A 16,040-nucleotide genomic window follows, 5' to 3' on the forward strand; every position below is an offset into this window, starting at 1 on the left:
GTTGTCACCCCTCCAGGGGGTGTTGGGGGGGGCGGCGGGGGGGGTGCGCCGCGGGGCCGTCGGGCGGGCGGCCGGGGCGGGGGGGGGACCCGGTCCGGCCCGGACCCCGCCCCCTCCCTCTCCCCCCTTCCTTCCTTTCCTTCCCTCGCATTCCACCGAACGGAGACTCCGGTGCGTGTAGTCGTGGCTCTGGGCGGAAACGCCCTGCTCAGGCGCGGGGACAAGCCCGACGCCGACATCCAGCTGGCCAATGTGCGCCAGGCCGTGGCCGCGCTGGCCCCGCTGGCCGAGGAGCACGAGCTCGTGGTCACCCACGGCAACGGCCCCCAGGTCGGCGTGCTCGCCCTGCAGAGCGCCGCCGACCCGGCCCTCAGCAGCCCCTACCCCTTCGACGTGCTGGGCGCCGAGACCCAGGGCATGATCGGCTACTGGCTCCTCCAGTCGCTGCAGAACGCCCTCCCCGGCCGCCAGGTCTGCTCCCTGATCAACCAGACCCTGGTGTCCGTCGCCGACCCCGCCTTCACCGACCCCACCAAGTTCGTCGGCCAGGTCTACGACGAGGCGACCGCCCGCGCCCTCGCCGCCGAACGCGACTGGACCGTCCGCCAGGACGGCGCCCACTGGCGCCGGGTGGTGCCATCCCCGCAGCCCGCCAGGATCGTCGAGACCCGGCTGATCCGGATGCTGCTCGACCAGGGCGTCATCGCCGTCTGCGCGGGCGGCGGCGGAGTCCCCGTCGTCCGGGACGAGGGCGGCAGCCTCACCGGCGTCGAGGCCGTCGTCGACAAGGACCTCACCGCGGCGCTGCTCGCCGAGGCCCTCGAAGCCGACGCGCTGATCCTGCTCACCGACGTGCCCCGGGTGGTCCGCGGCTTCGGCACCCCCGAGGCCGAGGAGATCGCCCACACCACCCCGGCCGCGCTGCGCGCCGAGAACTTCCCGGCCGGTTCGATGGGCCCCAAGGTGGACGCCGTCTGCCGCTTCGTCGAACTGACCGGCGACATGGCCGCCATCGGCGCCCTGGAGGACGTCGCCGACATCCTGCGCGGCAAGGCCGGAACGGTGGTCACGCCCAGCGGCGACGCCGAGGCCCTGCTCACCGCAGCACGCGTCAGGGCCGGCGGGATCTCATGAGCACGCTCATGCCCGACCGGCCCGTCGACCCGGGGACCGACCCCGACGGCGCACCGGACCCGGGCACCGGCCCCGTCGTCCAGGACGACCCCTCCGACCGGCCGCCCCCCGAGCAGCCGCCCGTCGCCAAGCCCGAGAAGAACTTCCGCTTCCCGAGCGCCTTCACCATCCTCGGCATCGTCACCCTCGGCGTGTGGCTGCTCGCCTTCCTCATCCCGCCCGGCGCCTACAAGCTCGACGCGGACGGCGCCCCGATCCCCGGCTCGTACCACCAGGTCGATTCCTCGGCGTCCTTCCTCGACCGGCTGAGCGACCTCTTCCTCTCCCCGGCCAACGGCCTCTACGGCGTCACCGGCGCCGAGGGCCACACCGGACCCGGCGGCGACGGCTCCCTGATGGGCGCGGCGGCCGTCTTCCTCTTCATCCTCGCCGTCGGCGCCTTCATCACCGTGGCCATGCGTTCCGGCGCCCTCGACGCGGGCATCGGCCGCCTCGCCGGACGGCTCGCCCACCGCAGGACGCTGCTGATCGTCGCCCTGATGCTGGTCTTCTCGCTCGGCGGTACGACGTACGGCATGGCGGAGGAGACCCTCGGGTTCTACGCCCTCGTCGTGCCGCTCGCGCTGAGCCTCGGCTTCGACCGGATGGTGGGCGCCGCGATCATCATGGTCGGCGCGGGCGTCGGCACCCTGGCCTCGACCGTCAACCCGTTCGCCACCGGAGTGGCCTCGGCCTCCGCGGGCATCGGGACCGGCGACGGCATCGTGCTGCGGCTGCTGATGTGGCTCGTGCTGACCGGCACCGCCATCGCCTTCGTGCTGCGCTACGCCAAGCGGGTCGCCCGCGACCCGGCGGCCTCGCTCGCCGCCGACGGCACGGACGGCGGCGGAGCCGGGGCGACGGCCGACGGGCCCGCCGCGACCGGCCCGCTGACCGGACGGCACAAGGCGGTCCTCGCGGTCTTCGCCGCCACCTTCGTGCTGATGATCTTCTCGGTGATCCCGTGGGAGGAGTTCGGCATCACCGCCGTCCCCACCCTCGGCTGGTACTTCCCCGAGCTCGCCGGTCTCTTCCTGGTCGCCGGCATCGTCATCGGCCTGATCTCCGGACTCGGCGAGAAGGGCACCGTCGACGCCCTGGTGGTGGGCGCGGGCGACTTCATCGGCGCCGCCCTCATCATCGTCCTGGCCCGTGGCGTCACGGTCATCATGAACAACGCCCAGATCACCGACACCATCCTCAACGTCCTCAACAAGGCGGTGGAGGGCACCAGTTCGGGCCTGTTCGCGGTGCTCACCTTCCTGGTCAACATCCCGCTGGCCTTCTTCGTACCGTCCTCGTCGGGACACGCCACCCTCGCCATGCCGATCCTCGCCCCGCTCGCCGACTTCGCCGGGGTGCAGCGCGGCATGGTGGTCACGGCCTACCAGTCGGCCTCCGGCCTGGTGAACCTGGTGACGCCGACCTCCGCCGTCATCATGGGCGGTCTCGCCCTCGCGAAGGTCCGCTACGACCGGTACCTCAAGTTCGTCATCCCGCTCGTCGCCGCCCTGCTGGTGCTGTGCGTCGGGTTCATGCTCCTCGGGGCGGTGATGGGCTGATGACGGGCCCGGCCCCGGCGGCGCGCCGCCCGGTGGAGGGACCGCCGCTCCCGGCGGCGGACCTGGTCATCCGGGTCGAGCAGGCGGGCGCCACGCTGATGCTGCACACCCTGCCCGGCGGTGCCCGGTACGTCGCGTCCCTGATCGACGCGGCGCCCGGGACCGGCACCCTGGGGTGCGTGGCGGGCAACGACGTGGTGCTCGTGGTCTGCCGGGGCTGGGAGGGCGCCCGCAAGGTGCGCCGCGTCCTGCGGCGGGAGGAGGAGACCGGCTGACCGAACACCTACCGCACCCGCCTGGACAGCGACGACGCCCACGGGAACCACCGGTTCCCGTGGGCGTCCCGCTGCTCCGCGAGCGGGTCAGCCCGTGGCCCCGCCACGGTCCCGCAGGACCTCCAGGGCCCGGTCGAAGGCCGAGTCCCGTCCGGCGGCGAACTCCTCCTCGGTGAAGACCGGCTCGACGAGGTGCGGCGGCACGCCGGTGCCGTCGAAGGTGCGGCCCGAGCGGGTCAGGAACTCCTCGTTCGGCAGCCAGGCCGCCATGCCGTTCGGCAGCGCGCGGGTCATCACGTCCGAGAAGACGCCCTGCGTGGACTGCCCGATCCGGACCGTCCGGCCCGGCCGGTCCAGCAGGGCCTGGGTGAAGGTCTCACCCGCGCTGACGGTGGAACCGCCGGTCAGCACGGCCACCGGCCCGGTGTAGCGGGGAGCCTTCGCGGGCGTGACGTACACGGGTTCGGGCCGGGTGTGCCGGCCGGGGTCGGCCGGATCGTTGCGGACCCGCTTGGCGTAGGCGAGGTACCGGGAGTCGGTGAGGCGCCCGGCGATCCGGATGCCCAGCGCGTCGGAGCCGCCGCCGTTGATCCGCAGGTCGACGACCAGGCCCCGCAGCCGCCGCACCCGCTCCCGGTCGAACACCGTGTCGAGCGCCCGGTCGAGTTCGGCCAGCTCGGCGGTGTACGGGGCGTTGTCGTCGTCCGTGTACCCGCCGAAGCCGGAGATCCGCAGATAGCCCCGGTCGCCGGGCAGGTCGGCGTAGCTGATCCGCCCCCTGGCGAACTCCGTCAGGCCGGTCGCGTCCTTGAGGTCGCGCGCCACGACGAACTGCTTCACCCTGGCGTCCAGTTCCTCGCTGGGCAGGACGGTCCCCGCGCGGACCTGGTAGAAGACGCGGCGGCCGTCCTGGACGGCGACGTGGGCGTCCCGCAGCGGCCCCGTCATCTCGCTGAAGACGGCGAACAGCTCGTCCCGCGTCGTCCCGGCGTGCACCCGGGGGCGGTACCGCGCGCGGACCTGGTGCCAGTCGACACCCTTGGCCGCGAAGAAGGGGTAGTTCTCCTCGAAGGTCTGCCAGAAGACGTCGAAGGCGGCCAGCGGGTCCCCGGCGGCCGGGCGCCCGCAGGCGTCGGGCAGCGCGCCGACGCGCCGCAGGCCCCGGCTGCCGACGGAGCCGTCCGCGCGCAGCGACGCGTGGACGCCGTCCGCCCCGGCGCGCAGGGTGAGGACGGTGCCGTCCGGCGCGGTGAACACGGGGCTGCCGGGGGCGGTCCGGGTGGCCGAGTCGCCCTGGAGACAGCTGACGGCGGTGGTCTGGTACTCCTGAAGGGTGCCGTCCTGGACGGACAGCACCGTGCCGTAGCCGTCCATCCGCCAGAATCCGTCGACGGCCGGTGGACGGGACGTGGCGGAGGGGTCGGACGTGGCCCGCGGACCGGCCGTGGTGGCCGGTGCCGCCACCGCGCCGACCAGGGCAAGGACGACGGCGGTGGCCATGACCATGCGCACGAGGGTGCCTTCCGGTGGGTGATCGTTCGGACGGCACCAGGATCACCGGCCCGGCCGCCGACCGGCCATCCGGCACTCCGGTGTGTCCCGGGTGGGGCCAGCCCCCGCCCCGCCCTGATCCGCCCACCCCCCCAGACCCGCCGACGCGGCGTCAGGCGGCCTTCAGCCGGGGCAGCACCTCGTCGCAGAACAGCCGCACGCACCGCCACCCCTCCTCCAGCGGCATCCCGCCGCACAGCGGATGCAGCACCAGACTGTCCAACTCGGCGCCGAGCGCCACGCACTCGTCCGGGGTCACCACCCGGTAGACGCCCTCGGCGCGCAGCTCCGCCACCGTCGTCGCGGTCGACTTCACCGCCGAGCGGATGTCCTTCGACTGCCAGGACGCGTAGGTCCGCGCCTCGTGCAGGAAGTGCCCGCCGAGCTCCGCCCAGGTCCGGTCCGGGTCCTCCGCCACGTACAGCAGCGGGGTCTCCCGGGCGGGCATCATCGTCCAGCCCTCCGTGCCGTGCGCCGCGCACTGCTCCTGGTAGTACGTCTCGAGCTCCGGCAGATGCGCGCTCGGGAACAGCGGCAGCCCCAGCCGGGCCGCCCGGCGGGCCGCCGCCCGCGAGGAGCCGCCGACGAGCAGCAGCGGATGCGGCTGGGTGAAGGGCCGCGGGGTGACCCGTACCGTACGGCCCTGGTACGTGAAGGGCTCGCCCGACCAGGCGGCCAGCAGCGTCTCCAGGAGCACATCCTGGAGCTTGCCGCGCCTGCCCCAGTCGACGCCGCGCTCCTCGTACTCCTCGGGCCGGTAGCCGATCCCCGCCACCGTCACCAGCCGGCCGCCGCTCAGCAGGTCCAGGACCGCGATCTCCTCGGCGAGCCGCAGCGGGTCGTGCAGCGGGCCGATGATCGCCGACACCGTGACCGCGATCCGCTTGGTCGCGCCGAACACCGCGCCCGCGAACGCGAACGGCGACGGCAGCCAGTTGTTGGCGGCGCCGTGGTGCTCCTCGGTCTGCACGGTGTCCACGCCGTGCGCGTCGGCGTGCGCCGCCATCTCCACCGCCGCCCGGTAGCGGGCCGACAGGGACACCGGATCGGCCTGCGGATCGACCAGGTTGAAACGGACGACGGTGAACGGCATGGGAAGTCCCCCTCCACGGGTGCGTCGTGGAGGGGGACGGTAGCTGACGAAGCGTCAGATGGAAACGGTCGTGCGCTCCTCGGCCTCGGGCTCGTCCGCGAGGGCGGCCGGGGCGGTGGGGGCCGCCGCCGGACGCCGCCGCGGCAGCACCGCGTACAGCACACCGGCCACCACGATCGTCGCCGCCCAGCCAAGACCGTTCGTCCCGATCCACGACGAGGCCAGCGGACCGGCGAACCAGTCGACCTTGGTGAACAGCAGCCCCGCCACCAGGGCCACGGCCCACGCCGTCATCGCCTGCCAGGCGAAACCGCCCCGGTACCAGTAGGCACTGGTCCGCGTGGTGTCCATCAGCGCCGCCGCGTCGTACGACTTGCGGTGCAGCATGTCCACGCCGAACACACCGATCCACGCCGAGAACGCCACCGCGAGCAGCGTCAGGAACGAGATGAACGAGCCGATGAAGCTGGTCGCCACCACCATCAGTAGGAACCCGAAGACCAGGCTGATCACCGCGTTCACGCTCACCGCCGCCGCCCGCGACACCTTGATGCCCAGCGTCTGCGCGGTGAAGCCCGCCGAGTACATCGACATCGAGTTGATCAGGAGCATCCCGATCAGCGCGATCACCAGGTACGGCACCGAGATCCACATCGGCAGCAGCTCACCGATGAACGACACCGGGTCCTGCGCCGACGCCAGGTCCGGCGTCGACACCGCCATCACCGCGCCCATCAGGACCATCGGCAGCACCACGATGCCCGCGCCGCCGACCGTCGAGCCCACCACGCCCTTCGAGGACGCCGTACGCGGCAGATAGCGGGTGAAGTCGGGGCCCGACGGCACCCAGCTGATGCCACCGGCCGCGATCGTGCCGATGCCGGCCACCAGCATCGCCGTCGAACCGGCCGGCTTCGCGAACACCGCGTCCCAGTCCGTGTTCGCCACCAGGTACACGAGCACCAGCACCGAGAAGGCGCCGAAGAGGTACGTCGACCAGCGGCTGCACACCCGCAGCGCGTTGATGCCGAGCCCGGACACCAGGAACGTGCACGACACGAACGCCAGCAGCGTCACCACGATGAGGAAGGTGTTCGACTTCACATCGAAGAGCAGATCGAGGACGGTGAGCACCGCGTAGGCACCGGTGACCGCGTTGATCGTCTCCCAGCCCCAGCGCGCCACCCAGATCAGCGAGCCGGGAAAAAGGTTTCCGCGCTGCCCGAACACCGCCCGCGACAACGCCATGCCCGGCGCCCCGCCCCGCTTGCCCGCGATCGAGATCACCCCGACGATCCCGTACGAGAGCACCGGCGCGGCCACCGCCACCAGCAGGACCTGCCAGAAGTTCAGCCCGTTGAACACGATCAGACCCGCGCCCATGGTGAGCAGCAACACACTGATGTTGGCCGCGACCCAGGTCGGGAACAGCTCACGGACCCGGCCGGTCCGCTCGGCGTCGGGCACGGGCTCGAGGCCGCGGCTCTCCAGGGTGGAACCGCCGGGCGCGCCGTCTGCCGCCGCGCCGTCGGTCTCGGAGGGGTGGGACATGGATGTACTCCGTCGTACGGATGTGGGGGAGTCATCCAGCCTACGTGCTCCGCCCGGGCGCTCCGCGTGGCCGATACTGGACGCGTTATGGAACTCATCCTTGCTGTAGTCATCGCTCTGGTCGTCGCGGTCGCCGTGACCGGCGGGCTCGTGGTAAGCGGTCGCAAGAAGAAGCAGCTGCCGCCCGCCCAGCCGCCGTCCACCACGCCGACCATCACCGCTCCGCCCGCCGAGCCGCACGTCGGCGACGAGGCGGAGACACCGCGGGACGAACCACGCCGCACGGTCGAGGAGGTCGAGCTCCCGGCCACCGCCGAGGCCGTCGAGACCCCCGCCGCCGTCGAGGACCCGGTCGCCCCGGCCCCCGCCGCCGAGCCCGCCGCGCCCGAGATCGAGGTGCCCGAGCCCACCGCGGGACGCCTGGTCCGGCTGCGCGCCCGGCTCGCCCGCTCCCAGAACTCGCTCGGCAAGGGACTGCTCACCCTGCTGTCCCGCGAGCACCTGGACGAGGACACCTGGGAGGAGATCGAGGAGACCCTCCTCACGGCCGACGTCGGCGTCGCACCCACCCAGGAACTCGTCGAGCGGCTCCGCGAGCGCGTCAAGGTCCTCGGCACCCGCACCCCCGAGGAGCTGCGCGGGCTGCTCCGCGAGGAGCTGGTCGCCCTGCTCGGCCCCGACCTGGACCGCGCGGTGAAGACCGAGAGCCCCGAGGACGTCCCCGGTGTCGTGATGGTCGTCGGCGTCAACGGCACCGGCAAGACCACCACCACCGGCAAGCTCGCCCGGGTCCTGGTCGCCGACGGCAGGTCCGTCGTGCTCGGCGCCGCCGACACCTTCCGCGCCGCCGCCGCCGACCAGCTGCAGACCTGGGGCGACCGGGTCGGCGCCCGTACCGTGCGCGGCCCGGAGGGCGGCGACCCCGCCTCCATCGCCTTCGACGCGGTCAAGGAGGGCATCGCCGAGAAGGCCGACGTCGTCCTCATCGACACCGCCGGCCGGCTGCACACCAAGACCGGCCTCATGGACGAGCTCGGCAAGGTCAAGCGCGTCGTCGAGAAGCACGGCCCGCTCGACGAGGTGCTGCTCGTCCTCGACGCCACCACCGGCCAGAACGGCCTCATCCAGGCCCGTGTCTTCGCCGAGGTCGTCGACATCACCGGCATCGTCCTGACCAAGCTCGACGGCACCGCCAAGGGCGGCATCGTCATCGCCGTCCAGCGCGAGCTGGGCGTCCCGGTCAAGCTCGTCGGCCTCGGCGAGGGCCCCGACGACCTGGCCCCGTTCGAGCCGGGCGCCTTCGTCGACGCCCTGATCGGCGACTGACCCCGCCGCACCGGCTCCGCGAAGGGCCCCCGCCGCGCAGTCAGCGGCGGGGGCCCTTCGGTGTTGGTACGGCGGCGTACGGGGGGCGTACGGGTGGGGGAGCGGGCCTCAGCAGTGGGTGCGGTGGCAGATGTACGCGAGGGTGCCGAGCAGCAACCGCGCCTGCGGCGGCGCCCCCGCCGTGTCCAGGGTCGGCGGCCGCAGCCAGCGCACCGGCCCGAGCCCGCCCAGGTCCGACGGCGGCGCCGTCACATGCCCGCCGGGACCGATCCCGTGCAGATCCAGATCCGCGTCGTCCCAGCCCATCCGGTACAGCAGCCGCGGCAGCTCGGCCGCCGCGCCCGGCGCCACGAAGAACCGGGCCCGGCCCGTCGGCGTCGCGCACACCGGGCCCAGCGGCAGCCCCATCCGCTCAAGGCGCACCAGCGCCCGGCGGCCCGCCTCCTCGGCCACCTCGATCACGTCGAAGGAACGCCCGACCGGCAGCAGCACCGCCGCACCCGGGTACTCCGACCACGCCTTCGTCGCCACATCGAGCCCGGCGCCCGCCGGGACCGGCTCGGCGAACGCCAGCGGATGCGCCCCCGGAGCCGTACACGCCGGATCACCGCAGGAGCAGCGCCCGGCGGCCGCCCGGGTGCCCGGGACCACGTCCCAGCCCCACAGTCCTGTGTACTCGGCCACCGCTGTGCACTCCGTGGTGCGGACGCGGCGCCGTGAGCCGGTGCGCATCTCACGGATGCCGCCGATCGTGAAGCCCATGCCCCCTCCAACGGGTCGAACGCGCCGGTGGTTACGGACCGGACAGGCACCGTCACACGCCGCCACGCGCCGCCCCGGCTCCGACCCGCCCGGCCGCCCCCGCGCCGACCGCACGGCGCCCGGTGGTGCGACCGGTGGTGCGGACCCTGGCGCGCGCCTCTTCGCGCCCCGGTTCACCGACCCCGATCCTTCGCCTGTCAAGTGAATCGCGTTCCGTGCAGGGGGAGTTCATTCGAAGGGGTGGCGAATGGTGGCGTTTCTTGAAACGCCATGCCCGGACGGGTGATCGTAGGATTACCTTCGGTACACGAACCCCGGAGAAAGTGCGCGCACGGGTATGCCGGAGGCAACCCGGTCTTCCGTTCGAAGGAGTACAAACACCGGACGGGAACCGTACGACACGGCATCCTGGCAGGGGTACGCGAAGACATCACGTGGATGGGGGCGTTCCAGTGGGCGGCAACGGCGCAGACGGTACGACTGCCGGCAAGCGCCCGAACGAGCTCTTGAGCTCCTGGTTCGTGCGCAGCGGCTGGTCGAAGGGCGAGCTGGCGCGCCAGGTGAACCGCCGGGCCCGGCAGATGGGCGCGCACCACATCTCCACCGACACCTCCCGGGTGCGCCGCTGGCTCGACGGCGAGCAGCCCCGCGAACCCATCCCGCGGATCCTCTCCGAGCTGTTCTCCGAGCGCTTCGGCTCCGTCGTCGCCATCGAGGACCTCGGCCTGCGCACCGCCCACCAGTCGCCGTCCGTCTCCGGCGTCGACCTGCCCTGGGCCGGACCCCAGACCGTCTCGCTGCTCAGCGAGTTCTCCCGCAGCGACCTCATGCTCGCCCGCCGCGGCTTCCTCGGCTCCTCGCTCCAGCTCGCCGCCGGACCCGCGCTCATCGAACCCATGCAGCGCTGGCTGGTGCCCACCCCGCTCACCGACACCGAACGCCCAGGACCCGCCGAACCCGACCGGCGCCCGCACCGGCTCTCCCCGGTCGAACTCGACCTCCTCGAATCCACCACCGCCATGTTCCGCCAGTGGGACGCCCAGTGCGGCGGCGGACTGCGCCGCAAGGCCGTCGTCGGCCAGCTCCACGAGGTCACCGACCTCCTCCAGGAGAACCAGCCGCCCGCCATCGCCCAGCGCCTGTTCACCTGCGCCGCCGAACTCGCCGAACTCGCCGGCTGGATGAGCTACGACGTGGGCCTCCAGCCCACCGCCCAGAAGTACTTCGTGCTCGCCCTGCACGCCGCCAAGGAGGCCGGGGACAAGCCGCTCGGCTCGTACATCCTGTCCTCGATGAGCCGCCAGATGATCCACCTCGGCAGACCCGACGACGCCCTCGAACTCATCCACCTCGCCCAGTACGGCAGTCGCGACTGCGCCACCTCCCGCACCCAGGCCATGCTGTATGCGATGGAGGCCCGCGCCTACGCCAACATGGGCCAGCCCTCCAAGTGCAAGCGGGCCGTGCGGATGGCCGAGGACACCTTCGCCGACGTCGGACTCGACGGCGAACCCGAGCCCGACTGGATCCGCTTCTTCTCCGAGGCCGAACTCAACGGCGAGAACTCCCACTCCTTCCGCGACCTCGCCTATGTCGCCGGACGCTCGCCCACCTACGCCTCGCTCGCCGAACCCGTCATGGAACGGGCCGTCGACCTCTTCGAGAAGGACCCCGAGCACCAGCGCTCGTACGCCCTCAACCTCATCGGCATGGCCACCGTCCACCTCCTCAAGCGCGAGCCCGAGCAGTCCGTCGTCCTCGCCGAGAAGGCCCTCGGCATCGCCCGCAAGGTCCGCTCCGAACGGGTCAACACCCGACTGCGCAAGACCGTCGACACCGCCGCCCGCGACTTCGGCGACGTCGCCGAGGTCCTCCACCTCACCGACCGGCTCACCGCGCTGCTCCCGGAGACCGCCGAAGCCGTCTGACCCCCGCCCCGCACCCCGCTGCTCCGCCCCGACCGGCCCCGTACCCCGTACCGCACCGGTCCCGCACACCCCGGCCGCGCCGGCCGTCCCGTGAAGCCCCGACTCGGCTCCCCCGCCGCAAGGACACACGGACGGTCGACGCGGCCGGTCCTTTTCCGGCGGCCCCTCCCACCGGCCCGGCCACCGGCCGTTCACGGTCGCGTAACACGCCCCGCCCCCTTGTCACCGCGGCGAAACATCGAGCGGCATCGGCGGAAACCGGCCTGCGCGAATCTCTGGCGCATAACCGGCCCCCCACGGCCCCGCCCCCCTCGGCCCCGCCCCGCACAGGCCGCAACGACGACGAGGAGACGCCGATGGCAGCAGCCATCACGACCCTGGCGGCGGACACGCCCACCCTGTCCGCCGCGAACACCGGGTTCATGCTCATCTGCTCCGCCCTGGTCATGCTGATGACCCCGGCCCTGGCCTTCTTCTACGGAGGCATGGTCCGCGTCAAGTCCACCCTCAACATGCTGATGATGAGCTTCATCAGCCTCGGGATCGTCACGATCCTGTGGGTGCTCTACGGCTTCAGCATCGCCTTCGGCACCGACACCGGCTCCCTCGTCGGCTGGTCCTCCGACTACGTCGGCCTCGGCGGCATCGGACTCACCGAACTCTGGGACGGCTACACCATCCCGGTGTACGTCTTCGCCGTCTTCCAGCTGATGTTCGCCATCATCACGCCCGCCCTGATCAGCGGCGCCCTCGCCGACCGGGTCAAGTTCAGCGCCTGGGCCCTGTTCATCACCCTCTGGGTCACCCTCGTCTACTTCCCGGTCGCGCACTGGGTGTGGGGCGCGGGCGGCTGGCTCTTCGAGATGGGCGTCATCGACTTCGCGGGCGGCACCGCCGTCCACATCAACGCCGGTGCCGCCGCCCTCGGCGTCATCCTCGTCATCGGCAAGCGCGTCGGCTTCAAGAAGGACCCGATGCGCCCGCACAGCCTCCCGCTCGTCATGCTCGGCGCCGGACTCCTCTGGTTCGGCTGGTTCGGCTTCAACGCCGGATCCTGGCTCGGCAACGACGACGGCGTCGGCGCCGTCATGTTCGTCAACACCCAGGTCGCCACCGCCGCCGCCATGCTCGCCTGGCTCGCGTACGAGAAGCTCCGGCACGGCTCCTTCACCACCCTCGGCGCCGCCTCCGGCGCCGTCGCCGGACTCGTCGCCATCACCCCTTCGGGCGGTTCCTGCTCCCCGCTCGGCGCCATCGCGATCGGCGCCGTCGCCGGACTCCTGTGCGCCATGGCCGTCGGCCTGAAGTACCGCTTCAACTACGACGACTCCCTCGACGTCGTCGGCGTCCACCTGGTCGGCGGCGTCGTCGGCTCCCTCCTCGTCGGCTTCTTCGCCACCGGCGGCGTCCAGTCCGACGCCAAGGGCCTCTTCTACGGCGGCGGACTCGAACAGCTCGGCAAGCAGGCCGTCGGCGTCCTCGCCGTCCTCGCCTACTCTCTGATCGTCTCCGCGCTCCTCGCCCTGGCCATCGACAAGGCGATGGGCATGCGGGTCACCGAGGACGTCGAGGTCTCCGGCATCGACCAGGTCGAACACGCCGAGACCGCGTACGACTTCAGCGGGGCGGGCGGCGGCATCGCCGGACGCGCCACGGCCGTACCCGCCCCGGTCGCGAGCACGGCCGAGAGCGCCACGGCGGAGCACGACAAGGCGGACAGCAAGGCGGACAAGAAGGTGGACGCATGAAGCTCATCACCGCGGTCGTGAAGCCGCACCGGCTCGACGAGATCAAGGAGGCCCTGCAGGCGTTCGGCGTCCACGGCCTCACCGTCACCGAGGCCAGCGGCTACGGCCGCCAGCGCGGCCACACCGAGGTCTACCGGGGCGCCGAGTACACCGTCGACCTCGTCCCGAAGATCCGCATCGAGGTCCTGGTCGAGGACGACGACGCCGAACAGCTCATCGACGTCGTCGTGAAGGCCGCCAGAACCGGCAAGATCGGAGACGGCAAGGTGTGGAGCGTGCCGGTCGAGACCGCCGTCCGCGTCCGCACCGGCGAACGCGGCCCGGACGCACTCTGACCCTCCGGTCCGGCCTCGAACCGCCCGCCACCCGCAGCACTCAGCACGCAGGACCCGTACCCGGGGCCCGACCCCGGACACGGCCACGGGGTTACGCGCACGGGTAAGAACAGGGGACACCGCTGGTGACCAGCCTCGATGTGACAACGGAAACCGAAGACCAGGGACCCAGCGGCTACGCGGCGGCCCGGCTGCGCCTTCTCACCGAGAAGACGCGGACCGGGCCGCCCCGGCGTACCGCCCTCGCCCGCCTCACCGACGACTGGCTGGCCGCGCTCTACGCCGCCGCCGCACCGCCACCCGGCACCGCCCTCGTCGCCGTCGGCGGCTACGGCCGCGGCGAACTCTCCCCGCGCAGCGACCTCGACCTGCTGCTCCTCACCGACGGCCGCGCCGACCCCGGCGCCGTCGCCGCCCTCGCCGACCGCGTCTGGTACCCCGTGTGGGACCTCGGCCTCGCCCTCGACCACTCCGTCCGTACCACCACCGAGGCCGTCAAGACCGCCGCCGACGACCTCAAGGTCCAGCTCGGCCTCCTCGACGCCCGCACCGTCGCGGGCGACGCCGGACTCGTCACCGCCCTGCGCGGCACCGTCCTCGCCGACTGGCGCAACCAGGCCGTCCGCCGCCTCCCCGAACTCGCCGCCCTCTGCCGCGACCGCGCCGAACGCTCCGGCGAACTCGCCGCCCTCCTCGAACCCGACCTCAAGGAAGCCCGCGGCGGCCTCCGCGACGCCCACGCCCTCGACGCCGTCGCCGCGTCCTGGCTCGCCGACGCCCCCCGCGAAGGACTCGGCGACGCCCGCCGCCGCCTCCTCGACACCCGCGACGCCCTCCACCTCGCCACCGGCCGCGCCACCGACCGGCTCGCCCTCCAGGAACAGGACGCCGTCGCCGCCGAACTCGGCCTCCTCGACGCCGACACCCTGCTCCGCGAGGTGTACGAGGCCGCCCGCGTCATCGCGTACGCCTCCGACGTCACCTGGCGCGAGGTCGGCCGCGTCATCAAGGCCCGCTCCGCCCGCCCGGCCCGGCTCCGCGGCCTCCTCGGCGGCCGGGGCGCCCGCACCGGCGGCGCACGCCCCGGCGGCGCGAAACCGCCCGTCGCCCGCACCCCGCTCGCCGAAGGCGTCGTCGAGATGGACGGCGAGGCCGTCCTCGCCCTCGGCGCCCGCCCCGAACGCGACCCCGTCCTCCCGCTGCGCGCCGCCGCCGCGGCCGCCCAGGCCGGGCTGCCGCTCTCCCCGCACGCCGTCCGCCGCCTCGCCGCCACCGCCGCACCCCTGCCGGTGCCCTGGCCCGCCGAGGCCCGCGAAGCCCTCGTCACCCTGCTCGGCGCGGGCGCCACCACAGTCCCCGTCTGGGAGGCCCTGGAGGCCGAAGGACTCGTGACCCGGCTGCTGCCCGACTGGGAACGCGTCCGCTGCCGCCCCCAGCGCAACCCCGTCCACACCTGGACCGTCGACCGCCACCTCGTCGAGACCGCCGTCCGCGCCGCCCACCTCACCCGCCGCGTGCACCGCCCCGACCTGCTCCTGATCGCCGCCCTGCTGCACGACATCGGCAAGGGCTGGCCCGGCGACCACTCCCTCGCGGGCGAGACCATCGCCCGCGACGTCGCCGCCCGCGTCGGCTTCGACCCCGCCGACGTCGCCGTCATCGCCACCGTCGTCCGCCACCACCTGCTGCTCGTCGACACCGCCACCCGCCGCGACCTCGACGACCCCGCCACCGTACGGACCGTCGCCGACGCCGTCGGCAGCACCGGCGCCCTCGAACTCCTGCACGCCCTCACCGAGGCCGACGCCCTCGCCACCGGACCCGCCGCCTGGTCCACCTGGCGCGCCTCCCTCGTCGCCGACCTCGTCAAACGCGTCACCGCCGTCCTCGCGGGCGACGAACCGCCCGACCCCGAGGCCGCCGCGCCCAGCGCCGCCCAGGAACGCCTCGCGATCGAGGCCCTGCGCACCGGCGAACCCGTCCTCACCCTGCGCACCGAACCCGGCCCCGACGACGCCGGGGCGGCGGCCGGGCCCGATGGGTCCGGCGGGCCCGCCGGGGGAGCGGGGGGCGTGAGCCTGGTGGGCGTCGAACTGCTCGTCGCGCTCCCCGAACGCCCCGGCGTGCTCCCCGCCGTCGCCGGAGTCCTCGCCCTGCACCGCCTCACCGTCCGCGCCGCCGACCTCCGCGCCGTCGCCCTGCCCGCCGAGCTCGACCACCCCGGACCCGGCCCGGCCCCCGCCCCCGCCGTCCTCGTCCTCAACTGGCGGGTCGCCGCCGAGTACGGCTCGCTCCCCGAGGCCCACCGGCTGCGCGCCGACCTCGTCCGCGCCCTCGACGGCTCCCTCGACGTCCCAGCCCGGCTCGCCGAACGCGACGCCGCCCAGCCCCGCCGCCGCGGCGTCACCGCGCCCCCGCCCCGGGTCACCGTCGCCCCCGCCGCCTCCCGGCACGCCACCGTCCTGGAAGTCCGCGCCCAGGACGCCCCGGGACTCCTCCACCGCATCGGCCGCGCCCTGGAGGGCGCCGACGTCCGGGTCCGCAGCGCCCATGTCTCCACCCTCGGCGCCAACGCCGTCGACACCCTGTACGTGACCAGGCCGGACGGCTCCCCGCTCGCGCCCGAGGACGCCGCAGGACTCGCGAGGACACTGGAGGCCGCGCTGGCCTGAGCGGCCCGTCCGGTACGGCCGGGGCGGCGCCGCCCCGGCCGTACCGGAAGCTCCGGCCGTACGG

Annotated in this window: 12 protein-coding genes; 8 read left to right on the forward strand and 4 right to left on the reverse strand. The window is 73.4% G+C overall.

What is annotated here, in order from left to right; translation table 11 throughout:
- Positions 1-171 precede the first annotated feature (171 nt).
- The 3 genes from arcC to ACIPXM_RS30170 are packed head-to-tail and all read left to right on the forward strand — an operon-like array spanning position 172 to position 3,010.
- A complete protein-coding gene (arcC, locus tag ACIPXM_RS30160; RefSeq protein ID WP_401661975.1) occupies positions 172-1,134 on the forward strand; it encodes a carbamate kinase in 963 nt (320 codons plus the stop codon).
- Positions 1,131-2,735: a YfcC family protein gene (locus tag ACIPXM_RS30165; protein ID WP_401661978.1), complete on the forward strand. Its 1,605-nt coding sequence runs from the start codon at positions 1,131-1,133 to the stop codon at positions 2,733-2,735. The genes arcC and ACIPXM_RS30165 overlap by 4 nt, the downstream gene beginning before the upstream one ends.
- Complete coding sequence (locus ACIPXM_RS30170; RefSeq protein ID WP_401661980.1) at positions 2,735-3,010, forward strand: hypothetical protein; 276 nt, start codon at positions 2,735-2,737, stop codon at positions 3,008-3,010. Before ACIPXM_RS30165 ends, ACIPXM_RS30170 begins: the two co-directional genes overlap by 1 nt.
- An 87-nt stretch (positions 3,011-3,097) precedes the next feature.
- On the opposite strand, the gene ACIPXM_RS30175 is transcribed toward ACIPXM_RS30170, so the two are convergent.
- From ACIPXM_RS30175 to ACIPXM_RS30185, 3 genes are all read right to left on the reverse strand, one after another.
- Positions 3,098-4,522 (reverse strand): S41 family peptidase, encoded by a 1,425-nt coding sequence (locus ACIPXM_RS30175; RefSeq protein WP_401661983.1) that lies wholly within the window; start codon positions 4,520-4,522, stop codon positions 3,098-3,100.
- A 151-nt stretch (positions 4,523-4,673) separates the two neighbouring features.
- Positions 4,674-5,654, reverse strand: a complete 981-nt coding sequence (locus ACIPXM_RS30180; protein WP_401661985.1) for an LLM class flavin-dependent oxidoreductase — start codon at positions 5,652-5,654, stop codon at positions 4,674-4,676.
- Positions 5,655-5,708: 54 nt separating this feature from the next.
- On the reverse strand, positions 5,709-7,205 hold the full coding sequence (locus ACIPXM_RS30185; RefSeq protein ID WP_401661987.1) for a cytosine permease: 1,497 nt from the start codon (positions 7,203-7,205) through the stop codon (positions 5,709-5,711).
- An 87-nt stretch (positions 7,206-7,292) separates the two neighbouring features.
- Between ACIPXM_RS30185 and ftsY the strand changes: the two genes are divergently transcribed.
- Entirely contained in the window at positions 7,293-8,531 is a 1,239-nt protein-coding gene (gene ftsY, locus ACIPXM_RS30190) for a signal recognition particle-docking protein FtsY (RefSeq protein WP_401661989.1), read from the forward strand.
- 108 nt (positions 8,532-8,639) lie between these two features.
- Here ftsY and ACIPXM_RS30195 read toward each other — a convergent pair whose 3' ends face one another.
- The gene (locus ACIPXM_RS30195) at positions 8,640-9,293 is read right to left on the reverse strand and encodes a bifunctional DNA primase/polymerase (protein ID WP_401661992.1); all 654 of its coding nucleotides are present in this window, start codon (positions 9,291-9,293) and stop codon (positions 8,640-8,642) included.
- Positions 9,294-9,745: 452 nt separating this feature from the next.
- On the opposite strand from ACIPXM_RS30195, the gene ACIPXM_RS30200 reads away from it, so the two are divergent.
- From ACIPXM_RS30200 to ACIPXM_RS30215, 4 genes are all read left to right on the forward strand, one after another.
- Positions 9,746-11,221 carry a hypothetical protein gene (locus ACIPXM_RS30200; protein WP_401661995.1) on the forward strand — a complete coding sequence of 492 codons (1,476 nt, stop codon included), beginning with the start codon at positions 9,746-9,748 and terminating at the stop codon, positions 11,219-11,221.
- Between the two features lie 356 nt (positions 11,222-11,577).
- Positions 11,578-12,969 (forward strand): ammonium transporter, encoded by a 1,392-nt coding sequence (locus ACIPXM_RS30205; RefSeq protein ID WP_401661997.1) that lies wholly within the window; start codon positions 11,578-11,580, stop codon positions 12,967-12,969.
- Entirely contained in the window at positions 12,966-13,304 is a 339-nt protein-coding gene (locus tag ACIPXM_RS30210; RefSeq protein WP_004924863.1) for a P-II family nitrogen regulator, read from the forward strand. The genes ACIPXM_RS30205 and ACIPXM_RS30210 overlap by 4 nt, the downstream gene beginning before the upstream one ends.
- Positions 13,305-13,429: 125 nt before the next feature.
- Positions 13,430-15,976, forward strand: coding sequence for a [protein-PII] uridylyltransferase (locus tag ACIPXM_RS30215; RefSeq protein ID WP_401661999.1), 2,547 nt, complete (start codon positions 13,430-13,432; stop codon positions 15,974-15,976).
- Positions 15,977-16,040: the final 64 nt, after the last annotated feature.

The sequence above is a fragment of the Streptomyces sp. NPDC090025 genome (assembly GCF_044748125.1).
Classification (GTDB): Bacteria; Actinomycetota; Actinomycetes; order Streptomycetales; family Streptomycetaceae; genus Streptomyces.

What these genes read in the sequence shown, in the direction of transcription:
- ACIPXM_RS30165 (WP_401661978.1), top strand. Translation starts at nt 1,131, where the DNA reads ATGAGCACGCTCATGCCCGACCGGCCCGTCGACCCGGGGACCGACCCC.
- ACIPXM_RS30170 (WP_401661980.1), top strand. Translation starts at nt 2,735, where the DNA reads ATGACGGGCCCGGCCCCGGCGGCGCGCCGCCCGGTGGAGGGACCGCCG.
- ACIPXM_RS30180 (WP_401661985.1), bottom strand. Translation starts at nt 5,654, where the DNA reads ATGCCGTTCACCGTCGTCCGTTTCAACCTGGTCGATCCGCAGGCCGAT.
- ACIPXM_RS30185 (WP_401661987.1), bottom strand. Translation starts at nt 7,205, where the DNA reads ATGTCCCACCCCTCCGAGACCGACGGCGCGGCGGCAGACGGCGCGCCC.
- ftsY (WP_401661989.1), top strand. Translation starts at nt 7,293, where the DNA reads ATGGAACTCATCCTTGCTGTAGTCATCGCTCTGGTCGTCGCGGTCGCC.
- ACIPXM_RS30195 (WP_401661992.1), bottom strand. Translation starts at nt 9,293, where the DNA reads ATGGGCTTCACGATCGGCGGCATCCGTGAGATGCGCACCGGCTCACGG.
- ACIPXM_RS30205 (WP_401661997.1), top strand. Translation starts at nt 11,578, where the DNA reads ATGGCAGCAGCCATCACGACCCTGGCGGCGGACACGCCCACCCTGTCC.
- ACIPXM_RS30210 (WP_004924863.1), top strand. Translation starts at nt 12,966, where the DNA reads ATGAAGCTCATCACCGCGGTCGTGAAGCCGCACCGGCTCGACGAGATC.